Annotated in this window: 17 protein-coding genes and 2 pseudogenes; 7 read left to right on the top strand and 12 right to left on the bottom strand. The window is 64.5% G+C overall.

Annotated features, from left to right (window positions below; all coding sequences use genetic code 11):
* Positions 1-8: 8 nt before the first annotated feature.
* From selB to ACRQ5J_RS20740, 10 genes and pseudogenes are all read right to left on the bottom strand, one after another.
* Positions 9-1,907: a selenocysteine-specific translation elongation factor gene (gene selB / locus ACRQ5J_RS20785; protein ID WP_432379427.1), complete on the bottom strand. Its 1,899-nt coding sequence runs from the start codon at positions 1,905-1,907 to the stop codon at positions 9-11.
* Complete coding sequence (gene selA / locus ACRQ5J_RS20780; RefSeq protein WP_432379425.1) at positions 1,904-3,364, bottom strand: L-seryl-tRNA(Sec) selenium transferase; 1,461 nt, start codon at positions 3,362-3,364, stop codon at positions 1,904-1,906. Before selA ends, selB begins: the two co-directional genes overlap by 4 nt.
* Positions 3,361-4,362, bottom strand: coding sequence for a formate dehydrogenase accessory protein FdhE (fdhE, locus tag ACRQ5J_RS20775; protein WP_432379423.1), 1,002 nt, complete (start codon positions 4,360-4,362; stop codon positions 3,361-3,363). The genes selA and fdhE overlap by 4 nt, the downstream gene beginning before the upstream one ends.
* A gap of 79 nt (positions 4,363-4,441) precedes the next feature.
* On the bottom strand, positions 4,442-5,104 hold the full coding sequence (locus ACRQ5J_RS20770) for a formate dehydrogenase subunit gamma (RefSeq protein WP_432379421.1): 663 nt from the start codon (positions 5,102-5,104) through the stop codon (positions 4,442-4,444).
* Positions 5,101-6,015, bottom strand: a complete 915-nt coding sequence (gene fdxH, locus ACRQ5J_RS20765; protein WP_432379419.1) for a formate dehydrogenase subunit beta — start codon at positions 6,013-6,015, stop codon at positions 5,101-5,103. The genes ACRQ5J_RS20770 and fdxH overlap by 4 nt, the downstream gene beginning before the upstream one ends.
* Before the next feature lie 18 nt (positions 6,016-6,033).
* Positions 6,034-9,104 (bottom strand): annotated as a pseudogene (fdnG, locus tag ACRQ5J_RS20760) (formate dehydrogenase-N subunit alpha).
* A gap of 95 nt (positions 9,105-9,199) precedes the next feature.
* Positions 9,200-10,684 (bottom strand): histidine-type phosphatase, encoded by a 1,485-nt coding sequence (locus tag ACRQ5J_RS20755; RefSeq protein WP_432379417.1) that lies wholly within the window; start codon positions 10,682-10,684, stop codon positions 9,200-9,202.
* Between the two features lie 52 nt (positions 10,685-10,736).
* Positions 10,737-11,642, bottom strand: a complete 906-nt coding sequence (locus ACRQ5J_RS20750) for a carbohydrate kinase family protein (protein WP_432379415.1) — start codon at positions 11,640-11,642, stop codon at positions 10,737-10,739.
* Between the two features lies 1 nt (position 11,643).
* Positions 11,644-12,855: an AGE family epimerase/isomerase gene (locus ACRQ5J_RS20745; RefSeq protein WP_432379413.1), complete on the bottom strand. Its 1,212-nt coding sequence runs from the start codon at positions 12,853-12,855 to the stop codon at positions 11,644-11,646.
* Between the two features lie 2 nt (positions 12,856-12,857).
* Positions 12,858-13,885 (bottom strand): annotated as a pseudogene (locus ACRQ5J_RS20740) (LacI family DNA-binding transcriptional regulator).
* 224 nt (positions 13,886-14,109) lie between these two features.
* On the opposite strand from ACRQ5J_RS20740, the gene ACRQ5J_RS20735 reads away from it, so the two are divergent.
* The 7 genes from ACRQ5J_RS20735 to ACRQ5J_RS20705 all read left to right on the top strand — a co-directional run bounded on the left by ACRQ5J_RS20735 (position 14,110) and on the right by ACRQ5J_RS20705 (position 21,913).
* On the top strand, positions 14,110-15,384 hold the full coding sequence (locus ACRQ5J_RS20735) for a sugar MFS transporter (RefSeq protein WP_432379411.1): 1,275 nt from the start codon (positions 14,110-14,112) through the stop codon (positions 15,382-15,384).
* Entirely contained in the window at positions 15,381-17,576 is a 2,196-nt protein-coding gene (locus ACRQ5J_RS20730) for a beta-glucosidase (RefSeq protein WP_432379409.1), read from the top strand. The genes ACRQ5J_RS20735 and ACRQ5J_RS20730 overlap by 4 nt, the downstream gene beginning before the upstream one ends.
* Before the next feature lie 15 nt (positions 17,577-17,591).
* Positions 17,592-18,914 carry a glycoside hydrolase 5 family protein gene (locus ACRQ5J_RS20725; RefSeq protein ID WP_432379407.1) on the top strand — a complete coding sequence of 441 codons (1,323 nt, stop codon included), beginning with the start codon at positions 17,592-17,594 and terminating at the stop codon, positions 18,912-18,914.
* Positions 18,911-20,113 (top strand): glycoside hydrolase family 27 protein, encoded by a 1,203-nt coding sequence (locus ACRQ5J_RS20720; protein WP_432379405.1) that lies wholly within the window; start codon positions 18,911-18,913, stop codon positions 20,111-20,113. Before ACRQ5J_RS20725 ends, ACRQ5J_RS20720 begins: the two co-directional genes overlap by 4 nt.
* A 142-nt stretch (positions 20,114-20,255) precedes the next feature.
* Positions 20,256-20,867, top strand: a complete 612-nt coding sequence (locus tag ACRQ5J_RS20715; RefSeq protein WP_432379403.1) for a GDSL-type esterase/lipase family protein — start codon at positions 20,256-20,258, stop codon at positions 20,865-20,867.
* Between the two features lie 3 nt (positions 20,868-20,870).
* A complete protein-coding gene (locus ACRQ5J_RS20710) occupies positions 20,871-21,299 on the top strand; it encodes a hypothetical protein (RefSeq protein WP_432379401.1) in 429 nt (142 codons plus the stop codon).
* Positions 21,263-21,913 carry a GDSL-type esterase/lipase family protein gene (locus ACRQ5J_RS20705; RefSeq protein WP_432379399.1) on the top strand — a complete coding sequence of 217 codons (651 nt, stop codon included), beginning with the start codon at positions 21,263-21,265 and terminating at the stop codon, positions 21,911-21,913. The genes ACRQ5J_RS20710 and ACRQ5J_RS20705 overlap by 37 nt, the downstream gene beginning before the upstream one ends.
* Here the strand turns inward: ACRQ5J_RS20705 and ACRQ5J_RS20700 are convergent.
* The gene (locus ACRQ5J_RS20700) at positions 21,900-22,583 is read right to left on the bottom strand and encodes an LrgB family protein (RefSeq protein WP_432379397.1); all 684 of its coding nucleotides are present in this window, start codon (positions 22,581-22,583) and stop codon (positions 21,900-21,902) included. The two genes, ACRQ5J_RS20705 and ACRQ5J_RS20700, sit on opposite strands and share 14 nt — an antisense overlap.
* Positions 22,580-22,978 (bottom strand): CidA/LrgA family protein, encoded by a 399-nt coding sequence (locus tag ACRQ5J_RS20695; RefSeq protein WP_432379395.1) that lies wholly within the window; start codon positions 22,976-22,978, stop codon positions 22,580-22,582. Before ACRQ5J_RS20695 ends, ACRQ5J_RS20700 begins: the two co-directional genes overlap by 4 nt.
* Between the last annotated feature and the right edge of the window lie 29 nt (positions 22,979-23,007).

The following is a 23,007-nucleotide window of genomic DNA, read 5'->3' as shown; positions in this document are numbered from 1 at the left end:
TGGGATTGCTAGGAACTGTACGCCCAGACTGCGTTCGGACGTATCAGGTGGATATTGCCAATCCGGCGAGTATAGCCGACCCGGTCGAAGAATTCCAAGATCTGTATCGCCCGCTTGCGTCCGAGCGCGGTGGCGTCGCGGAAACTGGCGGCCTGCACCTCGGGCAGCGTGGCCACCAGCCGCGCCAGTTCGTCCAGCCGCTGCGGATGATAGAACAAGTCCTTCACCACCTGACTCAGCTCGCCCGTCTTGGACAGCTTGAGCAGCAGGCGGCGCACCTCGGCCTCCGGCATCTGGTGGGCGCGCGCCAGGTCGCGCACCCATGGCGGATCGAAGCCGCCGGCCAATAGCGACGCCAGCAGCGGCGCCGCCGCGGCTTGTTCGTCCGCGCTCAGTTCAACGCTGTGCTCGGGCAGGTGCAGGCTGCGGCCGCGCTGGCCGATGGCGCCAGCGGCCAGCAGCGTGTCGACCAGGCGGCTCCACAAGCGGTCTTCCATGTCCGGCGAGACGATGCGCTTGAGGCGCCACAGTTCGGGGCCGGCATCGTCCGGCGCGCGCGCGTGGAACTCGGCCAGCGCCGCCAGAATGCGCGCTTGCAGCGCCTTCACTTCGGCCGCCGCGATCAGCAGCGTGTCGCCGCCTTGCAGCGCCACTTCCACCGTGCCCGCCGGCGCCTCGATCTGCGCCGCCGGCAGTTGCGACAGCCGCACCAGCGTCGATGCGCGCAGGCCGAGCGGGCCGCGCGCCAGCAGGGCGGCGATGTCGCCGTTGCCGATGTAGGCCGACAGCGCATCGAGCCACGCCAGCCGCGCCGCACTGCGTCGCTTGCGCGCGGGGCCGAACGGGTCGAGCACCACGCCGCCGCCGATGGTGGCGGTGGCTTGCGCGTTGCGGAGCACGAAGCGGTCGCCGGGCACCGCGTGCACCGGCGCGTCCAGCACTAGCTGTACGCGTCCCGTGCGGCCGGGCGCCAGCACCTCGTCATCGAGCATCACCACGTTGGCCGTATGGTGCGCCGCGCCCAGGTGCACGTGCACCGGCGACCATGGCTTCAGCGTCAGGCCGCAGTCCGGCGTCAGCGTCAGTTGCACGTCGACGCGTTGCGAGCATTCGCCGAGCGCCGGCGCCACGATCCAGGCGCCGCGCGCGATGTCGTCCTTGGCGGCGCCGCTCAGGTTCAGCGCCAGCCGCTGTCCTGCGCGGCCGGCTTCCGCCGCGCGGTTCTGCGCGTGGATGCTGCGCACGCGCACTTGCTGGCCGCCGGGCGCCAGTTGCAGCGTGTCGCCCACGCGCACGCTGCCCGCCAGCGCCGTGCCGGTGACAATCGTGCCCTGGCCGGACAGCGTGAACACGCGGTCCACGCCAAGGCGGAACAGGCGCCGTTCATCGCTGGACGGCAGCGTGGCGGCGATGCGCGACAGGTGGTGCAGCAGCGCCTTGACGCCCACATCGCCGTCCACCGTGGCGTTGGTGCGGAAGATTTGCGCGCTGGCGAAATCGGTGGTCGCCAGCAGCGCATGGATCTCCTTTTCCAGCTGTTCCAGGCGATTGCTGTCGACGCGGTCGATCTTGGTCATCGCCACCACGCCGCGCTTGACGCCCAGCAGGCGCAGAATGGCCAGGTGCTCCAGCGTTTGCGGCATGATGCCGTCGTCGGCGGCGATCACCAGCAGCGCGACGTCGATGCCGGTGACGCCGGCGGCCATGGTGCGGATGAATTTCTCGTGCCCCGGCACGTCGATCACGCCGAGGATGTCGTCGCCGCTCAGCGGCGTGTAGGCGTAGCCCAGTTCAATCGAAATCCCGCGCGCCTTCTCTTCCTTCAGGCGATCGGTATCGACGCCGGTGAGAGCGCGCGTGAGCGTGGTTTTGCCATGGTCGATGTGGCCTGCGGTACCGACGATCATGCCTGGAGCAGCGAAAGTTGTTCGATGAAGCGCTGCTGCTGGTAGTCCTGAAGGCAGCGCAGGTCGAGCCACAGCGCATCCTGCGCCACCCGGCCGATGACCGGCAGCGGCAGCGCGCGCAGGCGCTGTTCCAGCACGCCGAGGGCGTTGCTGATGCGGCCAGCGGCGGCGGGGCGGATCACCAGCCCGTGGCTGGGCAGCTGGTCCACCGGCAGCGCGCCGCTGCCGATCTGGCTGGTCATGGCGTCAGCGGTGACTTCGTAGCCGGCGCCCAGCGCGGCTTGCAGCAGCGGCAGAATGGCTTGCGCCTGCGCGCGCATGTCGGCGGCGGGGCGGGTCAGCAGCTTGAGGGTGGTCAGGCGCTCGGGCAGCAGGTCGGGCGCGCGGTACAGCGCGAGCACCGGTTCCAGCGCTGCCAGCGTCAGTTTGCCGACGCGCAGGGCGCGCTTCAGCGGATTCTTTTTGATCTGCGCGACCAGGTCCTTGCGGCCGACGATGATGCCACATTGCGGGCCGCCCAGCAGCTTGTCGCCGCTGAAGGTGACCAGGTCGGCGCCGCCTTCGATGGTTTCGCGCACGGTGGTTTCGTGCGGCAGGCCGTATTGTTCCAGATCGACCAGCGTGCCGCTGCCGAGGTCCACCGCGACCGGGATGTTGTGCTGTTTCGCCAGCGGCGCCAGTTCATCCAGTTCGACGCTCTTGGTGAAGCCGGTGATGGCGTAGTTGCTGGTGTGGACCTTCATCATCAGCGCGGTGTCCGGGCCGGCCGCTTCGTCGTAGTCCTTCAGGTGCGTGCGGTTGGTGGCGCCGACTTCGCGCAGCACGGCGCCGGCGCGGGTCATCACGTCCGGAATGCGGAAGGCGCCGCCGATTTCCACCAGCTCGCCGCGCGAGACGATGACTTCCTTGTTCAGCGCCACGGTGTTCAGCATCAGCAGCACGGCGGCGGCGTTGTTGTTGACGATGGTGGCCGCTTCGGCGCCGGTCAGTTCCAGCAGCAGGTCTTCGATCAGGTTATCGCGGTCGCCGCGCTTGCCGGTGTCGATGTCCCATTCGAGGTTCATCGGCCAGCGCATCGCGTCCACCACCGCTTGCACGGCGGCGTCGGGGAGCAGGGCGCGGCCAAGGTTGGTGTGCAGCACGGTGCCGGTCAGGTTGAACACGGGGCGCAGCGGCGAGGCGTTTTGTTCTTGCAGGCGGGTGGCCAGCATCGCGACCAGCGAGGCGATGCTGGTGTCGGGCGCGCCGGCCACCGCCAGCGCCGCCGTGTCGCCGCCTTCGCGCGCGGCCAGCAGCATAGCGCGCAGTTCGGCCAGCAACGCGCGCGCCGCTTCCAGCGTCTGCACGCGGCCATATTGCGCGATCAAGGCTTCACAGCCGGCGTCGGACAGGATCAGGTGCACGGCCGGCAGGCGGATCGCGCCTGCCGTTGCGGCGGTGGCGGGCGACACGCTCATTCGGCGTTAAACCACAGCAGAGGGTTGCCGCTGGCGCGCGAGTAGCCGGCTTCGCCGACCAGCAGGTCCAGCGCCAGGCTGGCCAGGTCGTCGGCCAGCGGATCGACGAACAGGTCGTGTTCCTGGTTGAAGATCTTGCGGTAGGTGTGGCAATCCTCGCAGGTCTCGGCGCGCGCTACCTTGCTTGGATCGTTGGCCTTGTTGACCGGCTCGGTCGCCGCCGGCATGCCGCCTTCCGGCTCGATGCTCTGGTAAGCGATATTGGAGGTGCTCTCGCAGCACGAGCATTTCACGCGCACCATGTGCCACTCGCTGGAGCAGCAAGCGCAATGCAGGTAACGATAGCCCTGCGACTGGCCGCCGATGCGGATCACGCTGGCCACCGGATGCGCGCCGCACACCGGGCACAGGGTATTGGTCACCAGCGGCTGCACCTTGGGCGCTTCGAGCTGGCTGGCGCGCATGGTCCACATCACTTGCAAGGCCGCAGCCACGAACGGCGCGTGCAGCGGATGCACGCCTTCCGTCAGCTCGGCCAGCACCGCGTCGGCGCAGCCTTCCAGTTGCGCGCTGTCGAGCGAGCGCAGCTCCGCCAGCACGGCAGCCAATTGTGGCTGGCTTGCCGCAAGCGGGTCGAGTTCATTCAGGATCGCGTCGAACACGCGGCGCCACGTCGCCGGGCGCTCGCCGTTGACCGGCAGCGGCGGCATGTGGTGGTCGATTGCCATTTGAATGCCGGCCGCATCCGGCAAGGCGAACGTTTCTGGCGGCAGCGAACGGATCACGGCGGACTGCGCGTCGACCAGCGCGGCCATCATCTTCAGATAGCCACTCATGGTCTCGCCGACCGGGATGCCCTTGATTTGATTATCCGCCAACTGGCGAAGACGCGCGGCGCGCGCGGTGAACAGACTGCGTGCTTCCGGGAGCAGCAGGCGTGGTATGGCGGTGTGATCGAGTGCCTCGATTTCGCCAGGTTCTAGCAAGCGTTGTACCAAAAAATCTCCCGTATTGCCGGCAGCGGAATCGCTGCCGGCTCAGGGAGTATTTTAATCCCAAATCGGGATCGCCGCAGGCTTAGTCAAGCTTGGTGCGGCCTTTGCGGATCACTTCTTCGAACCAGCGCGGATGGTGCTTGCGTGCCCACCCGTAGGTGACCGTGCCGCGCACCATGGCGCTGATCGAACCCTTAACCCAGAACGCCGCGTAGATGTGGACGATGATCGACATGATCAGCACCGTCGCGCAGAACGCGTGCAGCAACGCGCCCAGGCGCACGATCTCGATCGGGAAGTAGAACGCGAAGTACGCGCGCCAGATCACGATGCCCGACAACAGCAGGCCGACCATGGACAGGATCAACACATAGAACAGGATCTTCTGACCGGCGTTGTACTGGCCGACCGGTGGCAGATTCTCTTCACGGTTGTTGAACACGTCCTGCGGTTGCTGCAGCCATTCCTTGTCGCCCGGTTCGAACTTGTTGTGGTGCCAAAAACGCAGCACCAGCACGAAGAACGAGACGAACATCACCAGCCCGATGAAGGGGTGGAGAATGCGCGTCCACTGGCCGCCGCCAAGGAACACCGCCATCCACGACGTCGCCGGGTGGAACATGGCGAGGCCGGAGACAGCCAGCAGAATGAAGCAGATGGCCGTGATCCAGTGGTTGCTACGGTCGTTGGCCGTATAACGCTGGATCAGCGGGTTGCCGTCTTTATCATGGTTGGGCGAGCTCATTTTGCTTCCTCCCTGATACGTTGGGCCTCGGCGACCGCCTCGGCTTCCTCTTCCTTCGACACTTCGTTAGGACCCACGCGCGAGTAGTGGAACCAGCCCGCCAGCGCCGTCACCGCCATGCCGGCCAGTGCCAGCGGCTTGGTCAGGCCCTTCCACAGGCCGACCGTGGCGCTGATGCTCGGATCTTTCTTCAATCCGTGGTACAGCGACGGCTGGTCGGCGTGGTGCAGCACGTACATGACGTGGGTGCCGCCAACGCCGGCCGGATCGTACAGGCCCGCTTGCGCGAAGCCGCGCGACTTCAGGTCCTCGATGCGCTCCTCGGCGTGATGCTTCATGTCCTCCTTGGTGCCAAAGACGATGGCGCCGGTAGGGCAGGTCTTCACGCACGCCGGCTCCTGGCCGACAGCCACGCGGTCCGAGCACAAGGTGCACTTGTAGGCGCGGTTGTCCTGCTTGGAGATACGCGGAACGTCGAACGGGCAGCCGGCCACGCAGTAGCCGCAGCCAATGCAGTTCTCCTGATGGAAATCCACAATGCCGTTGGTGTACTGCACGATCGCGCCCGGCGAAGGACAGGCCTTCAGGCAGCCCGGGTCTTCGCAGTGCATGCAGCCGTCCTTGCGGATCAGCCATTCGAGGTCGCCCTTGGTGTTCTCGTATTCCGAGAAGCGCATGACGGTCCAGGATTGCGCCGTCATGTCCAGCGGGTTGTCGTAGACGCCGGTGGTTTCACCCACCTCGTCGCGCAGATCGTTCCACTCCATGCAGGCCGTCTGGCAAGCCTTGCAGCCGATGCATTTGGAGACGTCGATCAGCTTGGCGACAGTGCCGGTCACCGGGGTGCGGGCCACCGGCGTCTGCACCGTCGTCGCCGACATGCGCTTGATATCAAGTGATTGTAATGCCATGTTATCTCTCCTCCGGCCTTAAGCTTTTTCCACTTTCACCAGGAACGATTTCGATTCCGGTGTCTGCGAATTGCCGTCGCCCACGGTAGGCGTCAGCGTGTTAACCAAGTAGCCCGGTTTGGTAAGCCCCTTGAAGCCGAAGTTGATCGGCAGGCCGACGTGGTGCATCGGTTTGCCGTCGATGGTCAACTGCTTGATACGCTTGGTCACCACCGCCTTGGCGATGATGTAGCCGCGCTTGGACGACACCTTCACGCGTTCGCCGTGCACCACGCCCACTTCCTTGGCCAGCGCTTCGCCGATTTCGACGAATTGCTCCGGCTGGATAATGGAGTTCAGGCGCGCGTGCTTGGTCCAGTAGTGGAAGTGCTCCGTCAGGCGGTAGCTGGTGGCCGCGTGCGGATACTCGTCCTTCTTGCCCAACTTCTTGCGGTCGTTGGCGAACATCCGGCCGGCCGGGTTGTTGAAGGCCTTGGGATTGTTCGGGTGCAGCGGGTTGTGCCCGATCGGCGATTCGAACGGCTCGTAGTGCTCAGGGAACGGACCCTCGGCCATTGCGTCACGCGCGAAGAAGCGTGCCACGCCTTCCTGCAACATGATGAAGGGACCCATGCCGTTTTCCGGCGGTTCGTCGGCTTTGTAGTCCGGCACGTCGGCGCCGCCCCAGTTGGTGCCGTTCCACGCGATCAGCTTGCGGGTCGGATCCCACGGCTTGCCTTGCGGGTCGCACGAGGCGCGGTTGTACAGCACGCGGCGGTTGGCCGGCCATGCCCAGGCCCAGTTCAGGGTCTGGCCGATGCCGGTCGGGTCGCTGTTGTCGCGGCGGCCCATCTGGTTGCCCGCTGCCGTCCACGAACCGGCAAAGATCCAGCAACCGCAGGCGGTGCTGCCGTCGTCCTTGAGTTGCGCGAAGCCCGCCAGCTGCTCGTTCTTCTTCAGGATAACCTTGGTCGGATCTTTCGGATCGGTGATTTCCTTCAGCGCTTTACCGTTGAATTCCATCGCGATCTCTTCCGGCTGCGGCGAGTGCGGCTGCGCGTAGTTCCAGGTCAGGTTCAGGATCGGATCGGGGAACTTGCCGCCCTCGGTCTGGTACGCCTTTTTCAGGCGCAGGAACAGGGCCGACATGATTTCCAGATCGCTGCGGGCCTGGCCTGGCGGCTCGGCGCCTTGCCAGTGCCATTGCAGCACGCGCGACGACGACACCAGCGAACCGCGTTCCTCCGCGAAGCAGGAGGTCGGCAGGCTGAACACCTCGGTCTGGATCGCTTTCGGATCGACCTTGTGGAAGTCGCCGTGCGGTTTCCAGAACTCGGAGGTCTCGGTCTGCAGCGGGTCCATGATGACCAGCCACTTCAGCTTGGACAGGCCGTCGGTGATCTTCTGCTTGTCCGGGCCGGAGGCCAGGATGTTGAAGCCCTGGCAGATGTAGCCGGTCATCTTGCCCTGAGTCATCAGCTCGAAAGCCTGCATCATGTCGTAAGGCTTATCCAGCTTCGGCAGGTAGTCGAAGGCCCAGTTGTTGTCCTCGGTCGCGTGGTCGCCCCACCACGACTTCATGAACGACACCAGGAACTTCTTCGAGTTGCTGTAGTAGCTCAGCTGGTTGGGACGCAGCGGCTTCAGCGCGCGCTTGGCCACATAGGCGTCCCAATCCTGCTCGGCCTCGCCTGGCAGGCTCAGATAGCCCGGCAGCATATTGGTCAGCAGGCCCAGGTCGGTCAGACCCTGGATGTTGGAGTGGCCGCGCAGCGCGTTCATGCCGCCGCCGGCGATGCCCATATTACCCAGCAGCAGCTGCACCATGGCGCCGGTGCGCAGCGTTTCCGCGCCGGTCGAGTGCTGGGTCCAGCCCAGTGCGTACAGGATGGTCGCGGCACGGCCCGGCACAGCGGTCGAGGCCAAGGCTTCCGCCACCAGATGGAATTTTTCCGGCGGCACGCCGCAGGCTTTTCCACCATTTCAGGCGTGTAGCGCGAGTAATGCTTTTTCATCAGCTGGTACACGCAGCGCGGGTGCTGGAGCGTCGGGTCGATCTTGGCGTAGCCGTCGTCGCCCATCTCGTAGTTCCAGCTGCTCTTGTCGGTGTACTTGTTCTTTTCGTCGTCCCAGCCCGAATACAGGCCGTCGTTGAAGGCGAAATCTTCGCGCACGATGAAAGGCATGTCCGTGTAATTGCGGACGTACTCGTGTTGAATTTTGTCGTTGGTGAGCAGGTAGTTGATGATACCGCCCAGGAACACGATATCCGCGCCGGTACGGGTAGGGACGTAATGGTCCGCCACCGAGGCCGTTCGGGTAAAGCGTGGATCGACCACGATCAGCTTGGCGCCGCGATGCGCCTTGGCTTCCGTGACCCATTTAAACCCGCAAGGGTGTGCTTCCGCTGCGTTGCCGCCCATGACCAGGATGACATCTGCATTCTTGATGTCTACCCAGTGATTCGTCATCGCACCACGTCCAAATGTCGAGGCAAGACCTGCCACCGTTGGACCGTGTCAAACACGTGCTTGGTTGTCGAATGGGAGCATGCCGGTGGCACGCATCGTTTTATGGGTTAAGTAGCCGACTTCGTTGCTGGCCGCCGAAGCGCACAGCATGCCGGTGGTGGTCCAGCGGTTGACGGTTTTGCCGTCTGCGGTTTTTTCGATGAAGTTGGCGTCGCGGTCCTCTTTCATCAGCTTGGCGATGCGGTTCAGCGCGTCATCCCAAGAGATCGGGCTCCAGTCCGTCGCGCCCGGGGCGCGGTACTGCGGCGCCAGCAAGCGGTTAGGCGAGTGGATGAAGTCGATCAGCGAAGCGCCTTTCGGGCACAACGTGCCGCGGTTGACCGGGTGGTCGGCGTCGCCTTCAATGTGGATGATGCTGGCGCTGGCGTTCTTGGCGCCGTCGCCCAGGCCGTACATCAGAATGCCGCAACCGACGGAGCAGTATGGGCAAGTGTTGCGGGTTTCGGTACTGCGTGCCAGCTTGTACTGCCGGACTTCGGCCAGGGCCGTCGCCGGCGCAAAGCCGAGTAACGCAATGCTCGAACCCGCGATGGTCGCGCCGGTTACCCGAAGGAACTGGCGTCTCGACATCTGGTTCATGGGATTACCTCTCTAAGTGTCTAATGACCTTCCCAGTTTACCATCTGCATTAACCCTGCCGTGAGTGCTGATTTGTATTAATTGTTGCTAATGCGCTAGAAACGCCTTTTGGTATGGGCGATTTGATAATTTTTATTCTGCATATAACAAGCTTTCAGCTGTGCATAGTCGTAAAAGTGGCTGGTCGGGGTGATGCGGGCGTGGTCACATGCGGGCTGGAAGGCGGTTTCGCGTTCGTTGTACAGCATGCGGACCAGCGTGCGGCCGGCCGCGTTCTGGTAGAGATCCCACTGAATGTTGGCGGCCATCGGCGCCACCTGTTCGCCGCGCCAGCTGCTATTTTGGTAACTATAAGTCGTGGCGCGCGGCAGTTGCCGGCCCAGGCCGAGCGCGTTGGCCAGCGGCATGACGATTTCGGCGTGGGCGAAACGCAGCTTGGCCAGGTGGGCGCGCCGGCCGGCCGCGATGGCGTCGGCTTCGGCAAAGAAATCGTCCAGCAGCGGGGCGGCCATGCGCCAGGTGACGTCGCCGTTCTCGGCGATGCCGGGGCCTTTTTCGTAAAAGGCGACGGTGTCCTCGGCTTCGGCATAGATGCGGGCCTCGGTGGGCTGGATGTATTTAGTGAAGTCTGCCTTCAGTTCATGGCGCATGCCGGCCGCGGCTGCGTACATATCGTATAGCGCCAGCGCGGCGTCGGTGGCGCTGGCGATTCTGGCGTCACCGTCGGCGGCGAGCTTGGCGGTGAACTTGCCATCGGCGCTGCTGTAGGTGCGGCTGCCGCTGCTGGTGAAGCTGGCGTCGTCCAGCGTCGCGACGAAGTCCGGCTTGAACAGCGCGTTCAGCGTGGTGAGCGCGGCGGCTTTCAGGCGTGGTTGCCGATGGGCGGCTTGTTCGATGGCTTTGAGTTCGCCGCTGTCGATCCAGCGCTGGTAGGCGAGGGTGGCCTCTGGCACCTGGCCGTCCTGGCGGACGTTCAGCTTGTGGAAGTACAGCGTGGCGCGGTCGATGCCGGTGTCAATCAGCGGCGCCAGGCCGGGCTGCTGCCGCACCAGCGCGCGGCTGAAGAAGTAGCCGCTATCCGTCGCCCGGTCGCGGCCAGAGCTGACCACGACGATGCGGCGCGCGCCTGCGCCATCGGTCGCTGCGCCAAACAGCTCGGGCAGGCGGGCATGCATGCGCTGCGCCAGGCCGGCGTGTTCCTCTGCGCCGAGCGCTGTCTCGTTGCCGTAGCCAGGCTTGGTGATGCCGTCCACGCCGTAGCCCAGCAGCGCGTTCGCCTTCATCATCTCTTCCAGATCCGGTCCAAGCTGCCCGGCCATCGGCAGCAGCGCGTCCCGCTGTTTCGCCGCCAGCCACAGCTTGTACAGCGCCAGTTCGGTTTTGAAGCTGCTTAAGCCGCGCGAGCCGTGACGGGCCAGCATCTGCGTGTAGACCGCCCGGTAGCCGCTGGGCGGCGCCTCGTAGCTGCTGGCCGCCTGCTGCGGCGCGTAAGGCGTTTTGGTTTGATAAAACTGCGCGCCATAGGCATGCGACAGCAGCAGGAACAGCGCGGCGCTGGCCGCAAGACGGATCGGTTTCATACCCCGGAGTCTACGCCAACATGGACCCCGGCGGCGAGAAGCCTTGCGCAGATTACGAAAGCGTAAGGCTCTCGATATCGCGCAGGGACGGCGGCGATGCCCCGGCGCCGAGACACGCGGCGGCGCCGGCGGCCACAGAGAACTGCAAGTGCTGCAATGGCGTTGCTTCGGCGCGGTGCATCATGCTCCACGCCAGCGCGGCGATGCTGGCGTCGCCCGCGCCGACCGTGTCGACCACGTCGATGCGCGGCGCCGGCTGCGTCCATGACTGATCGCCAATGTGCAGCGAAGCGCCGTCGCCGCCCTTGGTGTACAGATAGGTGGCTGCCGGGTTCCAGCTGCGCAGCGTGTCGAACGCAGCGGCGATATCAGCGGTGCGGAACAGGCCCGCCAGGTCTTCCTCCGATACCTTGACCACGTCGGCCAGCGCCGTCATGCGGCGCAGCGTGGCGTCGTATCGCTCATCCATCAGCAGCCGGTAATTGGGATCGTAGCTGATGCGCACACCGTCCCGCTTCAGCTGCCCGGCCAGCGCCACGAGCTTGCCCGCCAGCGGCTCGCGTGCGAGGCTGATACCGCCGAAGTGCACCCACCGTACATGCTGGCGCCAGCCCTCGGGCAGTTGCGCCGCATCGAAGTGCAGGTCGGCCGCATCGTCGCCGACAAAGAAGTAAGCCGGGGGATCGGTGCGGTGCACAATGGCCAGCAGCGGCGACTTTGCGTAGCGCTGCAAGAAACGCAGGTCAAGCCTGGCCGCCTCGCTGGCCTGCCACAGCGCGTCGCCAAAGACGTCCTGGCTGATGGCGCCCGCAAACGCGGTCGGCACATCCAGCTTCGCCATTGCGCGCGCGACGTTCCAGGTCGAGCCGCCGGTGAGGCTGCGCCAGTGCTGCTGCGCGCCGTCCTGCACCACCATGTCGGTCAGCGCTTCGCCCGCCGCCACAAATAGAGGAAACATCTCAATCCTTCTTCAAAACGTTGAGGACTTCATAGCAGGCGCCCATGGTGTGATAGTCCACCTTGCCGGCCGGGCTTTTCTCGTCGGTCAGCTTGCCGTTGTCCGGCGCCAGGATGCGATACCACGCGCCGTATTCGTGATCGACGAAATGCTCCCAGCTATAGCCCCAGATCTTGTCGTACCAGGTCCAGTAGCGCTGTTCGCCGGTGCGTGCCGCCAGCAGGGCGGCGGTGGCCAGGCTCTCGGCCTGCACCCAGAAGTACTTGATGTCGTCGCAGATGCTGCCGTCCGGAGCGAAGCCGTAGTAGATGCCGCCGTGCTGGTGGTCCCATGCCTTGGCCAGCGCGGCGTCGAACAGTTCCACCGCGCGCGGCAGCAGCCAGTTCGGATTGAGCGACAGATGCGCGGCGTGGCGTTCAAGTAGCAGCAACAGCTTGGCCCATTCGGTCAGGTGGCCCGGCTGATAACCCCACGGCCGGAAGATATTGGTCTTGTCGTTGCGGTTGTATTCCGTGTCCACCGACCAGTCGTCGTGATAGTGTTCCCACACCATGTTGTCGGCCAGCGCGGCCTGACGGATGGTGATGTTATGCGCCAGCGTTTCAGCGCGCAGCAGGTAGGCGCGCTCGCCGGTGGCCTCGAAGGCTGCAATCAGCGCTTCGCAGGCGTGCATATTGGCGTTCTGGCCGCGATAGCTGTCGAGGCGCGACCAGTCGGCGCTGGCCTCGTCGGCATACAGGCCGTGCGCCGGTTCCCAGAAGCGCTTCTCCATCAACTCGAACGTCTCGGCGATCCACGGCGCGGCCTGCGTTTCGCCGGCCATCAGCGCGTGGCTGTAGGCCAGTAGCACGAAGGCCAGGCCGTAACAGTGGTTGGTGCCGTCGGTGACGCGGCGCTCGCCGTTGCTCCAATCCAGCTGCCATGCGTAGCCGCCGGTGCTGGCGTCGCGGTGTGCATCGCGCAGGAAGGCCAGCGCATGGCGCAGGCGCTGGCGATCCTCCGCATCGCCGAATTGCCGCCACGCCATCGCATAATTAAACACGAAGCGCGTGCTGCTTACCAGGTGGCGCGTGTGCGCATCGTAGATTGCGCCGTCATCCTTGTAGAAGTGATACAGGCCGCCGCTGGGATCAATGCAGCGGACGTCGTAAAAATGCTTGGTGTGGCGGATGTGGTTGAGCAGGGTGGTGCGGGATCGGAAATCAGGGGCCATTATCAGGTCCGTTTGAAGTTGACGAGGTTCTTGGGGCGCCAGCCGTCCATGACGGTGCTGGCGCGGACGATTAATTCCACCGGTGCGACCTTCTCCACCGGCTCTTCTTGCTGGCCGTTGAGCAGCATTTCCACGCCCAACGCGCCGAGCGCTTTCTTATCGATGCGCAGCGTGGTCAGGGGCGGTGTCCCAGCACGGCGGTCGAAATATCGTCGAAGCCGACGATGGCGACATCGTGCGGGACCTTCAGCCCCCTGGCCAGGCAGCAGCGCATCGCCACCAGTGCGGCGCTGTCGTTGTAACAGAACAGTGCATCCGGCGGATGCGGCAGCGACAGCAACTGCTCGGTCGCTTCCCATGCGCCGGTTTCCAGATCGACGCCGTCCGGCAGAAAGGCTTCCAGCCGTGGATCGGCCAGGATGCCTTCCTCGAACAGCGCCTGGCGGTAGCCGCGCGCGCGCTCGCGGATCGAATAGTGCGCCAGCGGGCCGGAAATGAAGCCCACGCGGGTGCGGCCGGTGTCGATCAGATGCTTGGTCGCCAGGTAGCCGCCCATCATGTTGTCCGGGTTGACCGAGCTGTAACCGCGCAGCTTCATATCGATCAGCACCAGCTGCTTGCCGGTCGAGCGCAGGGCGCTCAGCGTCTCCGGTTCGAAAAATCCGGCGCACACGATGCCATCCGGCGCGTGCATGCGTATCTGGTCGATCAGGCCATCGGCCGGCCCCACCGCCATGAACGACAGCACGATGCCCTGTTTGCGGCAGGCTTCCTCCGCACCGTGCAGCACCGGCGAATAAAACGGGCTGCTGGCCGCCGTGTTGTGCTGGCGGTGCAGCAGGAAGGTCAGGCGGCGCAGGCGTTTCGGGCGCAGCTTGCAAAAGTCGTAGCCCAGATCGCGCGCCGTTTCCAGCACCATCTGGCGCGTGGCCTCGGTCAGGCCTGGCTCATTTTTCAACGCGCGTGAAATGGTGCCCGCCGATACGCCGGCGACCCGGGCGATGTCCCTGATCGTGATGTTGGTGCCCATTGTTGTTATGTCTCCTCCGGTGTGATTGAAGCTTGCATTAGCGTCTATTGACGGTCAACCGCGACATCAAGTTGGCCTTTGAGTTTAGCGGAATTTACTAAACACGCCCGATTTAGTGAAGATGGCTAAACTCGGGCTGAAATTCGTATGTCGTTTGACCGGTTCGCGGCAACTATGCAGAATCGATTTATTAATACAAAAACTATCCATGCGAGGAGACACCTATGGAACACGTTGCATCCGCAACCGCGCGTCCGCACGTCCATGCCGAAGGCGGGAACACCGTCCCGCTGATCATCATCACGCTGCTGTTCTTCATGTGGGGGCTACTGACCTCGCTCAATGACGTGCTGATTCCGCATTTGAAATCGATCTACACGCTGAACTACGTGCAGGCCATGCTGGTGCAGTTCTGCTTCTTCGGCGCGTACTTCATCGTTTCGCTGCCGGCCGGGATGCTGATCAAGAAAATCGGCTACCAGCGCGGCGCGGTCAGCGGCCTGGTGCTGGCGGCCGGCGGCTGCGCGCTGTTCTATCCCGCCTCGACCAGCGGCTACGCCTTGTTCCTGCTGGCGTTCTTCGTGCTGGCCAGCGGCATCACCATTTTGCAGGTGGCGGCCAATCCGTTCGTCACGGTGCTGGGCGCGCCGGCCACCGCATCCAGCCGGCTGACGCTGACGCAGGCCTTTAATTCGCTGGGCACGACGATTGCGCCATCGCTGGGCGGCATTCTGATTCTGGCGGAAGGCGTGCCGGCCGTCGCCGGCATGGTCCGCAGCAAGGCCGAGGAAGCGGCGGCGGTGCAAGGGCCGTATCTCGCGCTGGCCGGCGCGCTGCTGGCGCTGGCCATCCTGTTCGCGTTGGTACGCCTGCCGAAGATCACGCACGCTGAAGAAGACGGCGGCGCCGTATCGTCGGTCAGCACCGGCGTGCTGGCACATCGTCACCTGCTGCTGGGCGTTATCGGTATCTTCCTGTACGTTGGCGCGGAAGTCAGCATCGGCAGCTTCCTGATCAACTTCCTCGGCGAAGCGAATATCGCCGGACTGTCACATGGCGACGCGGCGCACTACGTCAGCTATTACTGGGGCGGCGCCATGGTCGGCCGCTTCATCGGCTTTGCCGTCATGCGTTATGTCAGTCCGGGCAAGGCGCTGGCGTTCAATTCTGTAGCCTCGATCATCCTGATTCTGCTGGCGATCTTCGGCCACGGCCAGTTGGCCATGTGGTCGATCATCGCCGTGGGCCTGTTCAATTCCATCATGTTCCCGACCATTTTCAGCATGGCGCTGCACAAGCTGGGCAAGCAGACCGGCCAGGGCTCGGGCATCCTGTGCATGGCGATTGTCGGCGGCGCGCTGGTGCCGTTCGCGCAGGGCCTGATGGCCGATTCGATCGGCCTGCAATGGTCGTTCTTCGTGCCTGCCGCGTGCTACCTGTTCATCCTGTATTTCGGCGTGAAGTATGCCGGCATGTATAACGCGAAGGAGACTGTATGAAGTTGAAACTGGCGATCGCCCTGGCCTTGGCCGCGATGACGGCACAGGCGGCGGATCAACCATGGCTGGACAAGTCGCTGAGCGCCGATAAGCGCGCCGAACTTGCGCTCAACGCCATGACGCAACAGGAAAAGCTGCGCTGGGTGCTGGGTCATTTCGGCTCGGACTTCGGTAACAAGACCAAGAAGCATCCGGCCGCGCTGCCTTTCTCGGCGGGCTACATCGAAGGCGTGCCGCGACTCGGGCTGCCGGCGCTGTTCGAAACCGACGCCGGCCTCGGTGTCGCCACGCAAGCGTCGAAAACGCCGCGCGAGCGCACCTCGCTGCCTTCCGGGCTGGCCACCGCCGCCACCTGGGACCGCGCGCTGGCCTACAAGGGCGGGGCCATGATCGGCGCAGAGGCGCGTGCTTCCGGCTTCAACGTGATGCTGGCGGGCGGCGTCAACCTGCTGCGCGAGCCGCGCAACGGCCGCAACTTCGAGTATGCCGGCGAAGACCCGCTGCTGGCCGGCGTCATGGTGGCGCAGCAGGTGAAGGGCATACAGTCCAACAGCGTCATCGCCACCATGAAGCACTACGCCGTCAACAGCCAGGAGACGGGCCGTTTCGTGCTCGATGCGCGCATCGATGACGCCAGCAACCGCATGTCGGACCTGCTGGCCTTCCAGTTTCTGCTGGAGCAGGCCGATCCCGGCTCGGTCATGTGCTCGTACAACCGGCTGAACGGCGTCTACGCCTGCGAGAACGATTACCTGCTCAACCAGGTGCTGAAAAAGGATTGGGGCTACAAGGGCTACGTCATGACCGACTGGGGCGCGACCCACAGCACCGTGGAAGCAGCCAACGCCGGCCTCGATCAGCAGTCGGGCTGGGAATTCGACAAGTCGCAATACTTCGGCGGCGCGCTGGAGGAGGCGGTGGCCAACGGCCATGTGCCGCAAGCGCGTCTCGACAACATGGTGTTGCGCGTGCTGCGCGCCATGTTCGACAAGGGCGTGGTGGACAACCCGGTGGCGGAAGGCGGCAAGATCGATTTCGCCGCCCACGGCATCATCAGCCGCACGGACGCGGAAGAGGGCATGGTCCTGCTGAAGAATGCCGGCGATGTGCTGCCCTTGAAGGCGGGCGCGAAGAACATCGTCGTCATCGGCGCCCATGCGGATGTGGGCGTGCTGGCCGGCGGCGGTTCTTCGCTGGTTTATCCAATTGGCGGCAACGCGGTGCCCGGCATCGCGCCGACGTCGTGGCCCGGCCCGGTGATGTATCACCCGTCCTCGCCGTTGAAGGCGATCCAGGCGCGCGCGCCCGGCGCTTCCGTGACCTACAACGATGGCAAGGACCCGGCGGCCGCCGCGCAAGCCGCCGCCGGTGCCGACGTGGTGCTGGTGTTCGCCCAGCAGTGGGTGGGCGAGGCGCTCGATGCGGTGTCGCTGGCGCTGCCGGACAACCAGGACGCGCTGATTTCCGCCGTCGCCAAAGCCAATCCGAAAACCGTGGTGGTGCTGGAGACTTCCGGCCCCGTGCTGATGCCGTGGGCGGATCAGGCGGCGGGCGTGCTGCAAGCGTGGTATCCGGGCACCAGTGGCGGCGAGGCGATCGCGCGCGTGCTGTTCGGCGAAGTCAATCCGTCGGGCCACCTGCCGGCGACGTTCCCGGCGTCGGAAAGCCAGCTGCCGCGCCCCAGGCTGGACGGCGATCCGAAAAACGAAACCCAGCGCTTCACCGTCAATTATCATGAGGGCGCGGCGGTGGGCTACAAGTGGTTCGACGCCAAGGGGCTGAAGCCGCTGTTCCCATTCGGTCATGGCCTGTCGTACACGCGGTTCAGCTATTCCGGCCTGGCCGCCAGCCAGAAGGACGGCCAGCTGTCGTTGCGCTTCAAGGTCACCAACACCGGCGCGGTCAAGGGCAAGGACGTGCCGCAGGTGTACGTGGCGTCGCTGAACGCGAAGTGGGAAGCGCCGAAGCGCCTCGCCGGCTGGGACAAGGTGGAGCTGGCGCCGGGCGAGAGCAAGGAAGTCAGCGTCACCGTCGACCCGCGCCTGCTGGGCGTATTCGACAGCAAGAGCAAGACCTGGCGCATCGCCAAGGGTGGTTACAAGGTGCTGCTGGCGCACGACGCGGCAGACGCCAAAGCAGCAAGCATCACCGTCCAGCTGGCGCAACGCACGCTGAACGTCAACGGAAAATAAACAGAGGAGCGAGACTTGAAACAACTGTACAAATTCTGTGCCGCCGCCATGATGATCGGCGCTTGCAGCATCGTCGAGGCGGCGCCCGCCGCCAAGGGCGATTTCATCACCGTCAAGAACACGCACTTTGCGCGCAAGGGCCAGGCCTACTACATCGCCGGCGCCAACTTCTGGTATGGCGGTTATCTGGGTGCGGCCAGCGGCGTTGGCGACCGCGCGCGCCTGGTCAAGGAACTGGACAACATGAAGGCCATCGGCATCAACAACCTGCGCGTGCTGGCCGTCTCCGAGAAGACCGAGATGAAGAGCGCCGTCAGCCCGGCCACCACCACCGCGCCGGGTCAGTATGACGAAAACCTGCTGGCCGGCCTGGACTTCCTGATGGCGGAAGTGGCCAAGCGCGACATGACCGTGGTGATCTACCTGAATAACTTCTGGCAGTGGTCGGGCGGCATGACGCAGTACCTGAACTGGTTCGAAGGCACGCCGGCGTTGGACCCGAACGTGACCAAGGACTACGATACCTATATGCAGAAGACGGCCGGCTTCTACCGCAATGCCGCCGCGCAGGCCGAGTACCGCAACGTCATCGCCAGGATCGTCAAGCGCGTCAACACCATCACCGGCAAGCCGTACAGCGAAGACACGCACATCCTGTCATGGCAGCTGGCCAACGAACCGCGTCCGGGCAACGGCAAGGCGACGGCGGAAGAAAAAGCTGTCTACGTCAAATGGATAGACGAGTCGGCGGCCTATATCCGTAGCCTCGACAAGAACCACCTGGTCAGCACCGGCAGCGAAGGCCTGGCCGGCTCCGCGCATGACGCACAGCTGTTCCTCGACGCGCACCGCACCAGGAATGTCGACTACCTGACTTACCACTTGTGGCCGAAGAACTGGGGCTGGTTCGACTCCAATAATCCGACCGGCAGCTGGGATAACGCCATCGGCAAGAGCCGCGATTACCTTAACTCCCACATCGAGCTGGCCAAGAAACTCAACAAGCCTATCGTGCTGGAAGAATTTGGACTGGACCGCGACGGTCCTTCGTTCAGCATCAAGGCCACCACCACGATCCGCGACCGCTTCTACCGCGAAGTGTTCGACATCGTCGCCACCCGCGCGCAGAAAGGCGATCCGATCGCTGGCTTCAATTTCTGGGCATGGGGCGGTATGGGCCGCGCGGCCAACGCCGACTACTGGTGGAAGCCGGGCAATGACTTCGTCGGCGATCCGCCGCAGGAAGAACAGGGCCTGTACTCGGTGTTCGACTCCGACGTCAGCTCGCTGCTGCTGATCAAGGAGTACGCCGACAAACTGCACGCGATCAAGCGATGAAGCGCCTGCTGATGCTGCTGGCGCTGATCGCCAGCGCCAATGTCCACGCCCAGAAGTTCGACGGGCTGGCCGATACGCCGCAGATGGGCTGGAACAGCTGGAACTCGTTCGCCTGCGATATCAACGAAAAGCTGATCCGGGACACGGCGGACGCGATGGTCAGGCTGGGGCTCAAGGACGCCGGCTACCAGTACGTCAATATCGACGATTGCTGGCACGGCAAGCGTGACAAGGATGGATTCATCCATCCCGATCCCGAGCGCTTCCCTTCGGGGATGAAGGCGCTGGCCGACTATGTGCACGGCAAGGGCCTCAAGCTGGGCATCTACTCGGATGCCGGCGCCACCACTTGCGGGGGCAAGCCGGGCAGCCGTGGCCACGAGTACCAGGACGCCAAGACCTATGCCGACTGGGGCATCGACTACATCAAGTACGACTGGTGCGACACCAAGGGCCTGAGCGCGGTCGGCGCCTACACCACCATGCGCGACGCCATCCGTGCCGCCGGCCGGCCCATGTTGTTCAGCATGTGCGAGTGGGGCGACAACAAGCCGTGGGAATGGGCCAAGGACATCGGCCACTCGTGGCGCACCACGGCCGACATCTACCCTTGCTGGAACTGCGACCTGAATCACGATGCGTTCTCGCGTCTCGGTGTGTTGCGCATTCTTGACCGCCAGGCCGGCCTGCGCAAGTATTCAGGCCCCGGCCACTGGAACGACATGGACATGCTGGAAGTCGGCATGGGCATGACGGAGGACGAAGACCGCGCTCACTTTGCGATCTGGGCGATGATGGCGTCGCCGCTCATCCTCGGCAACGACCTGCGCAAGATGCCGGAAGCGACGCTGCGCATCTTGAGCAACAAGGACGTTATCGCCATCAATCAGGACAAGGCCGGCATCCAGGCGTGGAAGTTCTTCGACGACGGCCGGCTGGAATACTGGGCCAAGCCGCTGGCGAACAACGAGTGGGCGGTGATGATACTCAATCGCGGCGAGCAGGCGGTTAATCTCAGCTACGACTGGAAGGCGAATCTGGTCAGCGATGAATTGAGCAAGCGCGCGGTGGACTTCAAGCAGGCGACCTACGCATGGCGCGACATCTGGGGCGGCAAGTCGGGCGACACGGGCAGGAAGCTGGAAGCCCGCGTGGCGCCGCATAGTGTATTGTTACTGCGCCTCAAAAACAAAGGATGAGCAAAATGATGCGTAAGTTAGTGATTTCGGCGCTGCTGGCGGCGAGTTGTGTTGGTGCGTTGGCGGCGGATGCGCCGCCAGCGGAGAAAGTGGACGGCGCCGCGTGCAGCCTGACGCCGGCGCCGCGCCAGAAGGATTATCCGTGGATGTCGCGCGTCCGCTGGCAGCAGTTCTACGACGAGGATGTCGCGGTGGCCGACAAGGGGGCGTCGACCTGCTGTTTGTCGGCGATTCGATTACAGAAATGTGGAACCAGGAGGTTTTCCAGCGCGCCTTCGGCAACTGGCGGACCGCCAATTTCGGCATCGGCGGCGATCACACCGGCAACCTGCTGTGGCGCTTGCAGAACGGCCACGCCGACAAGCTGCGGCCGAAAGCGGTGGTGCTGACCATCGGCGTGAACAACTTCGGTTTCTGCGATGCGACGCCGGAGCAGGCCTACCAGGGCGTCAAGGCGGTAGTGGCGCAACTGCGCAAGATTTATCCGGACGCGCGCATTCTGCTGAACGCCGTGCTGCCGTACGGCCAGTTCACGCATAGCCCGCAGCGCGGCAAGGTGGTGGAGCTGAACCGCATGGTGGCGGGCCTGAACGACGGCCAGCATGTGTTCTATCAGGACTATGGCTTGTTCTTCCTGCAGCCGAATGGCGACATGTCGGCCGAGGTGATGGGTGATTTCCTGCACCCGAGCCCCAAGGGCTACCAGATCTGGGCCGACGCCATGCTGCCCGCCGTGCGCAAGCTGATGGAGTAAGCCATGCGCCTGCCAGCCCTGGCGCTGCTGCTTGCCGCATGGGCGGCGGGCGGCGTGGCCGCCGCACCCATCGCCGCCAGCGATGCAAATGTCGCCCGCATGGGTCGTGTGCAACTCACCGGCGACGGCGGCGTGCGATTCAGCTACCCCGGCGTGAGCTTCCTCCTCAACTTCGACGGCACGCGCCTGAGCGCTGTCACGCAGGCCAGCGGCAAGGATAGTTATCTCGACGTGCTGATTGACGGCGCGCCGCGCAAGCTGCGGCTGGAGGCGGGCATGCAGACCACGATGCTGGCGGAAGGCCTGAAACCAGGCGCGCACACGGCGGAAATCGTCAACCGTTCGGAGACCTGGCAAGGCACGGCTGCCTTGCTATCGTTCGACACGGATGGCGCATGGCGCGCTCCCCGGCGCTGCCGGCGCGCAAGCTGATGGTACTCGGCGATTCCGTCACCTGCGGCGCGGCCATAGACCGCGTGGCCGGCGAGAAGCCAACCGCCGCCTGGGGCAGTCCGCGCGAATCTTACGGCATGCTGCTGGCGCGCCGCCTGAACGCACAGGTGCAACTGGTGTGCTACGGCGGCCGTGGCCTGATCCGCACCTGGGAAGGCAAGACCAATGAATTGAACCTGGCGGACTATTACGCCATGGCGCTGCCGACGCAGCCGGCCAGCGTGCCGTGGGATCAGCGCTATTACCTGCCGCACGCGATCATCGTCGCCATCGGCACCAACGATATGACCACCGGCATACCGGACCGAGAGCAGTACGTGCAGGCCTACGTGTCGCTGGTGCGCACACTGTTGCACGATCATCCGCAAGCGCAGATCATGCTCACCGAAGGCAGCATTCTGCACAGCGAAAAGCAGGCCGCGCTGCACAGCTATATCGCGGACACCGTGCGGCTGGTGGGCGACCCGCGCGTGCGCGCCATCGCTTCCACCCATTACCCCGGCGACGCCACCGACGCGCACCCGACCCGCGAGCAGCATGTCAGGATGGCCGACGACCTGCTGCCGCAAGTACGCCAGATTATGCGCTGGTGATGAGGTGACCTAGCATTGGCGCCAGCAGCACCATCAGCACGCCGCTGAAGATCATGGTGAGGCTGGCGACCGCGCCTTCCTGCGGGCCGATCGAACGCGCCTTGCTCAAGCCGAAACCATGCGCCGCCGCGCCATACGGCGCGCCACGCGCAATGCGCATGCGCAGCGGCAGGCGCGCCAGCAGCACCTGTCCAAGCAGAATGCCGAACAAGCCGGTGATGATGACAAACACGCCGGTCAACTGCGCCGACCCACCGAGATGGCGCGTGGCTTCCAGCGCGAATGGCGTCGACACCGAGCGCGCCAGCAGGCTTTGCGCCATGCTGCCATGCAGGCCGAGCAAACGGTCCAGCAGCAGCGTGCTGCCCAGCGAAGCGGCGATGCCGGCCACGCTACCCAGCGATAGCGCCAGCCAGTGCTCCTTCACGAGTTCGCGGTACTGGTAGATCGGCAGCGCAAACGCCACCGTTGCCGGGCCGAGTAGCCACGACAGCCAGCGCGTGTCGCCAAAGTAGACGGGGAAAGGTGTGGACGACAGCTGCACCACGGCGATCAGCACCGCCGACGTGGCGATGGCTGGCGTCAGCCATAAGCGCGGGTAGCGCTTGTGCAAAGCCTGGTTCGCGTAGAACAGGCCAAGCGTCAGCAACAGGAACAGCAGCGGCTTCACGCGGCACGCTCCGCGCGCAGGCGGCGCAGCTTGCGGCCGCGCTCAAACCGGCACACCCATTCGACGGTGAAGGCGGTTGCCAGCATCACGCAGCTGAAGCCTATGCCGATGGCGGCGAACAGCCGCAAGCCGTCCTCCTTCAGCATGCCGGTGAACTGCACCACCGATACCACCAGCGGAATAAAGAACAGCAGCATGTTGGACAGCAGCCAGTCCGCGCCATGCTCGATCGCGGTCGGCCGCAGCACGCCGCTTTGCAGCAGCGCGACCATGATAATCAGGCCGACCACGCCGCCGGAGAAGGGCAATCCGACCCACGCCGAGAAGCGGTCCGCCGCGTACCACGCCCCGATCAGCCCCAGAACCTGCGCCAATGTGTAGACAATTCGTTTCATGATGCCATTTTAGGCGTGGGCGGATAAAA

Source organism: Duganella sp. P38 (assembly GCF_050859475.1).
Classification (GTDB): Bacteria; Pseudomonadota; Gammaproteobacteria; order Burkholderiales; family Burkholderiaceae_D; genus Rugamonas.
Note: the sequence above shows the minus strand (reverse complement) of the source record. Positions and strands in the feature narration are given on the sequence as shown.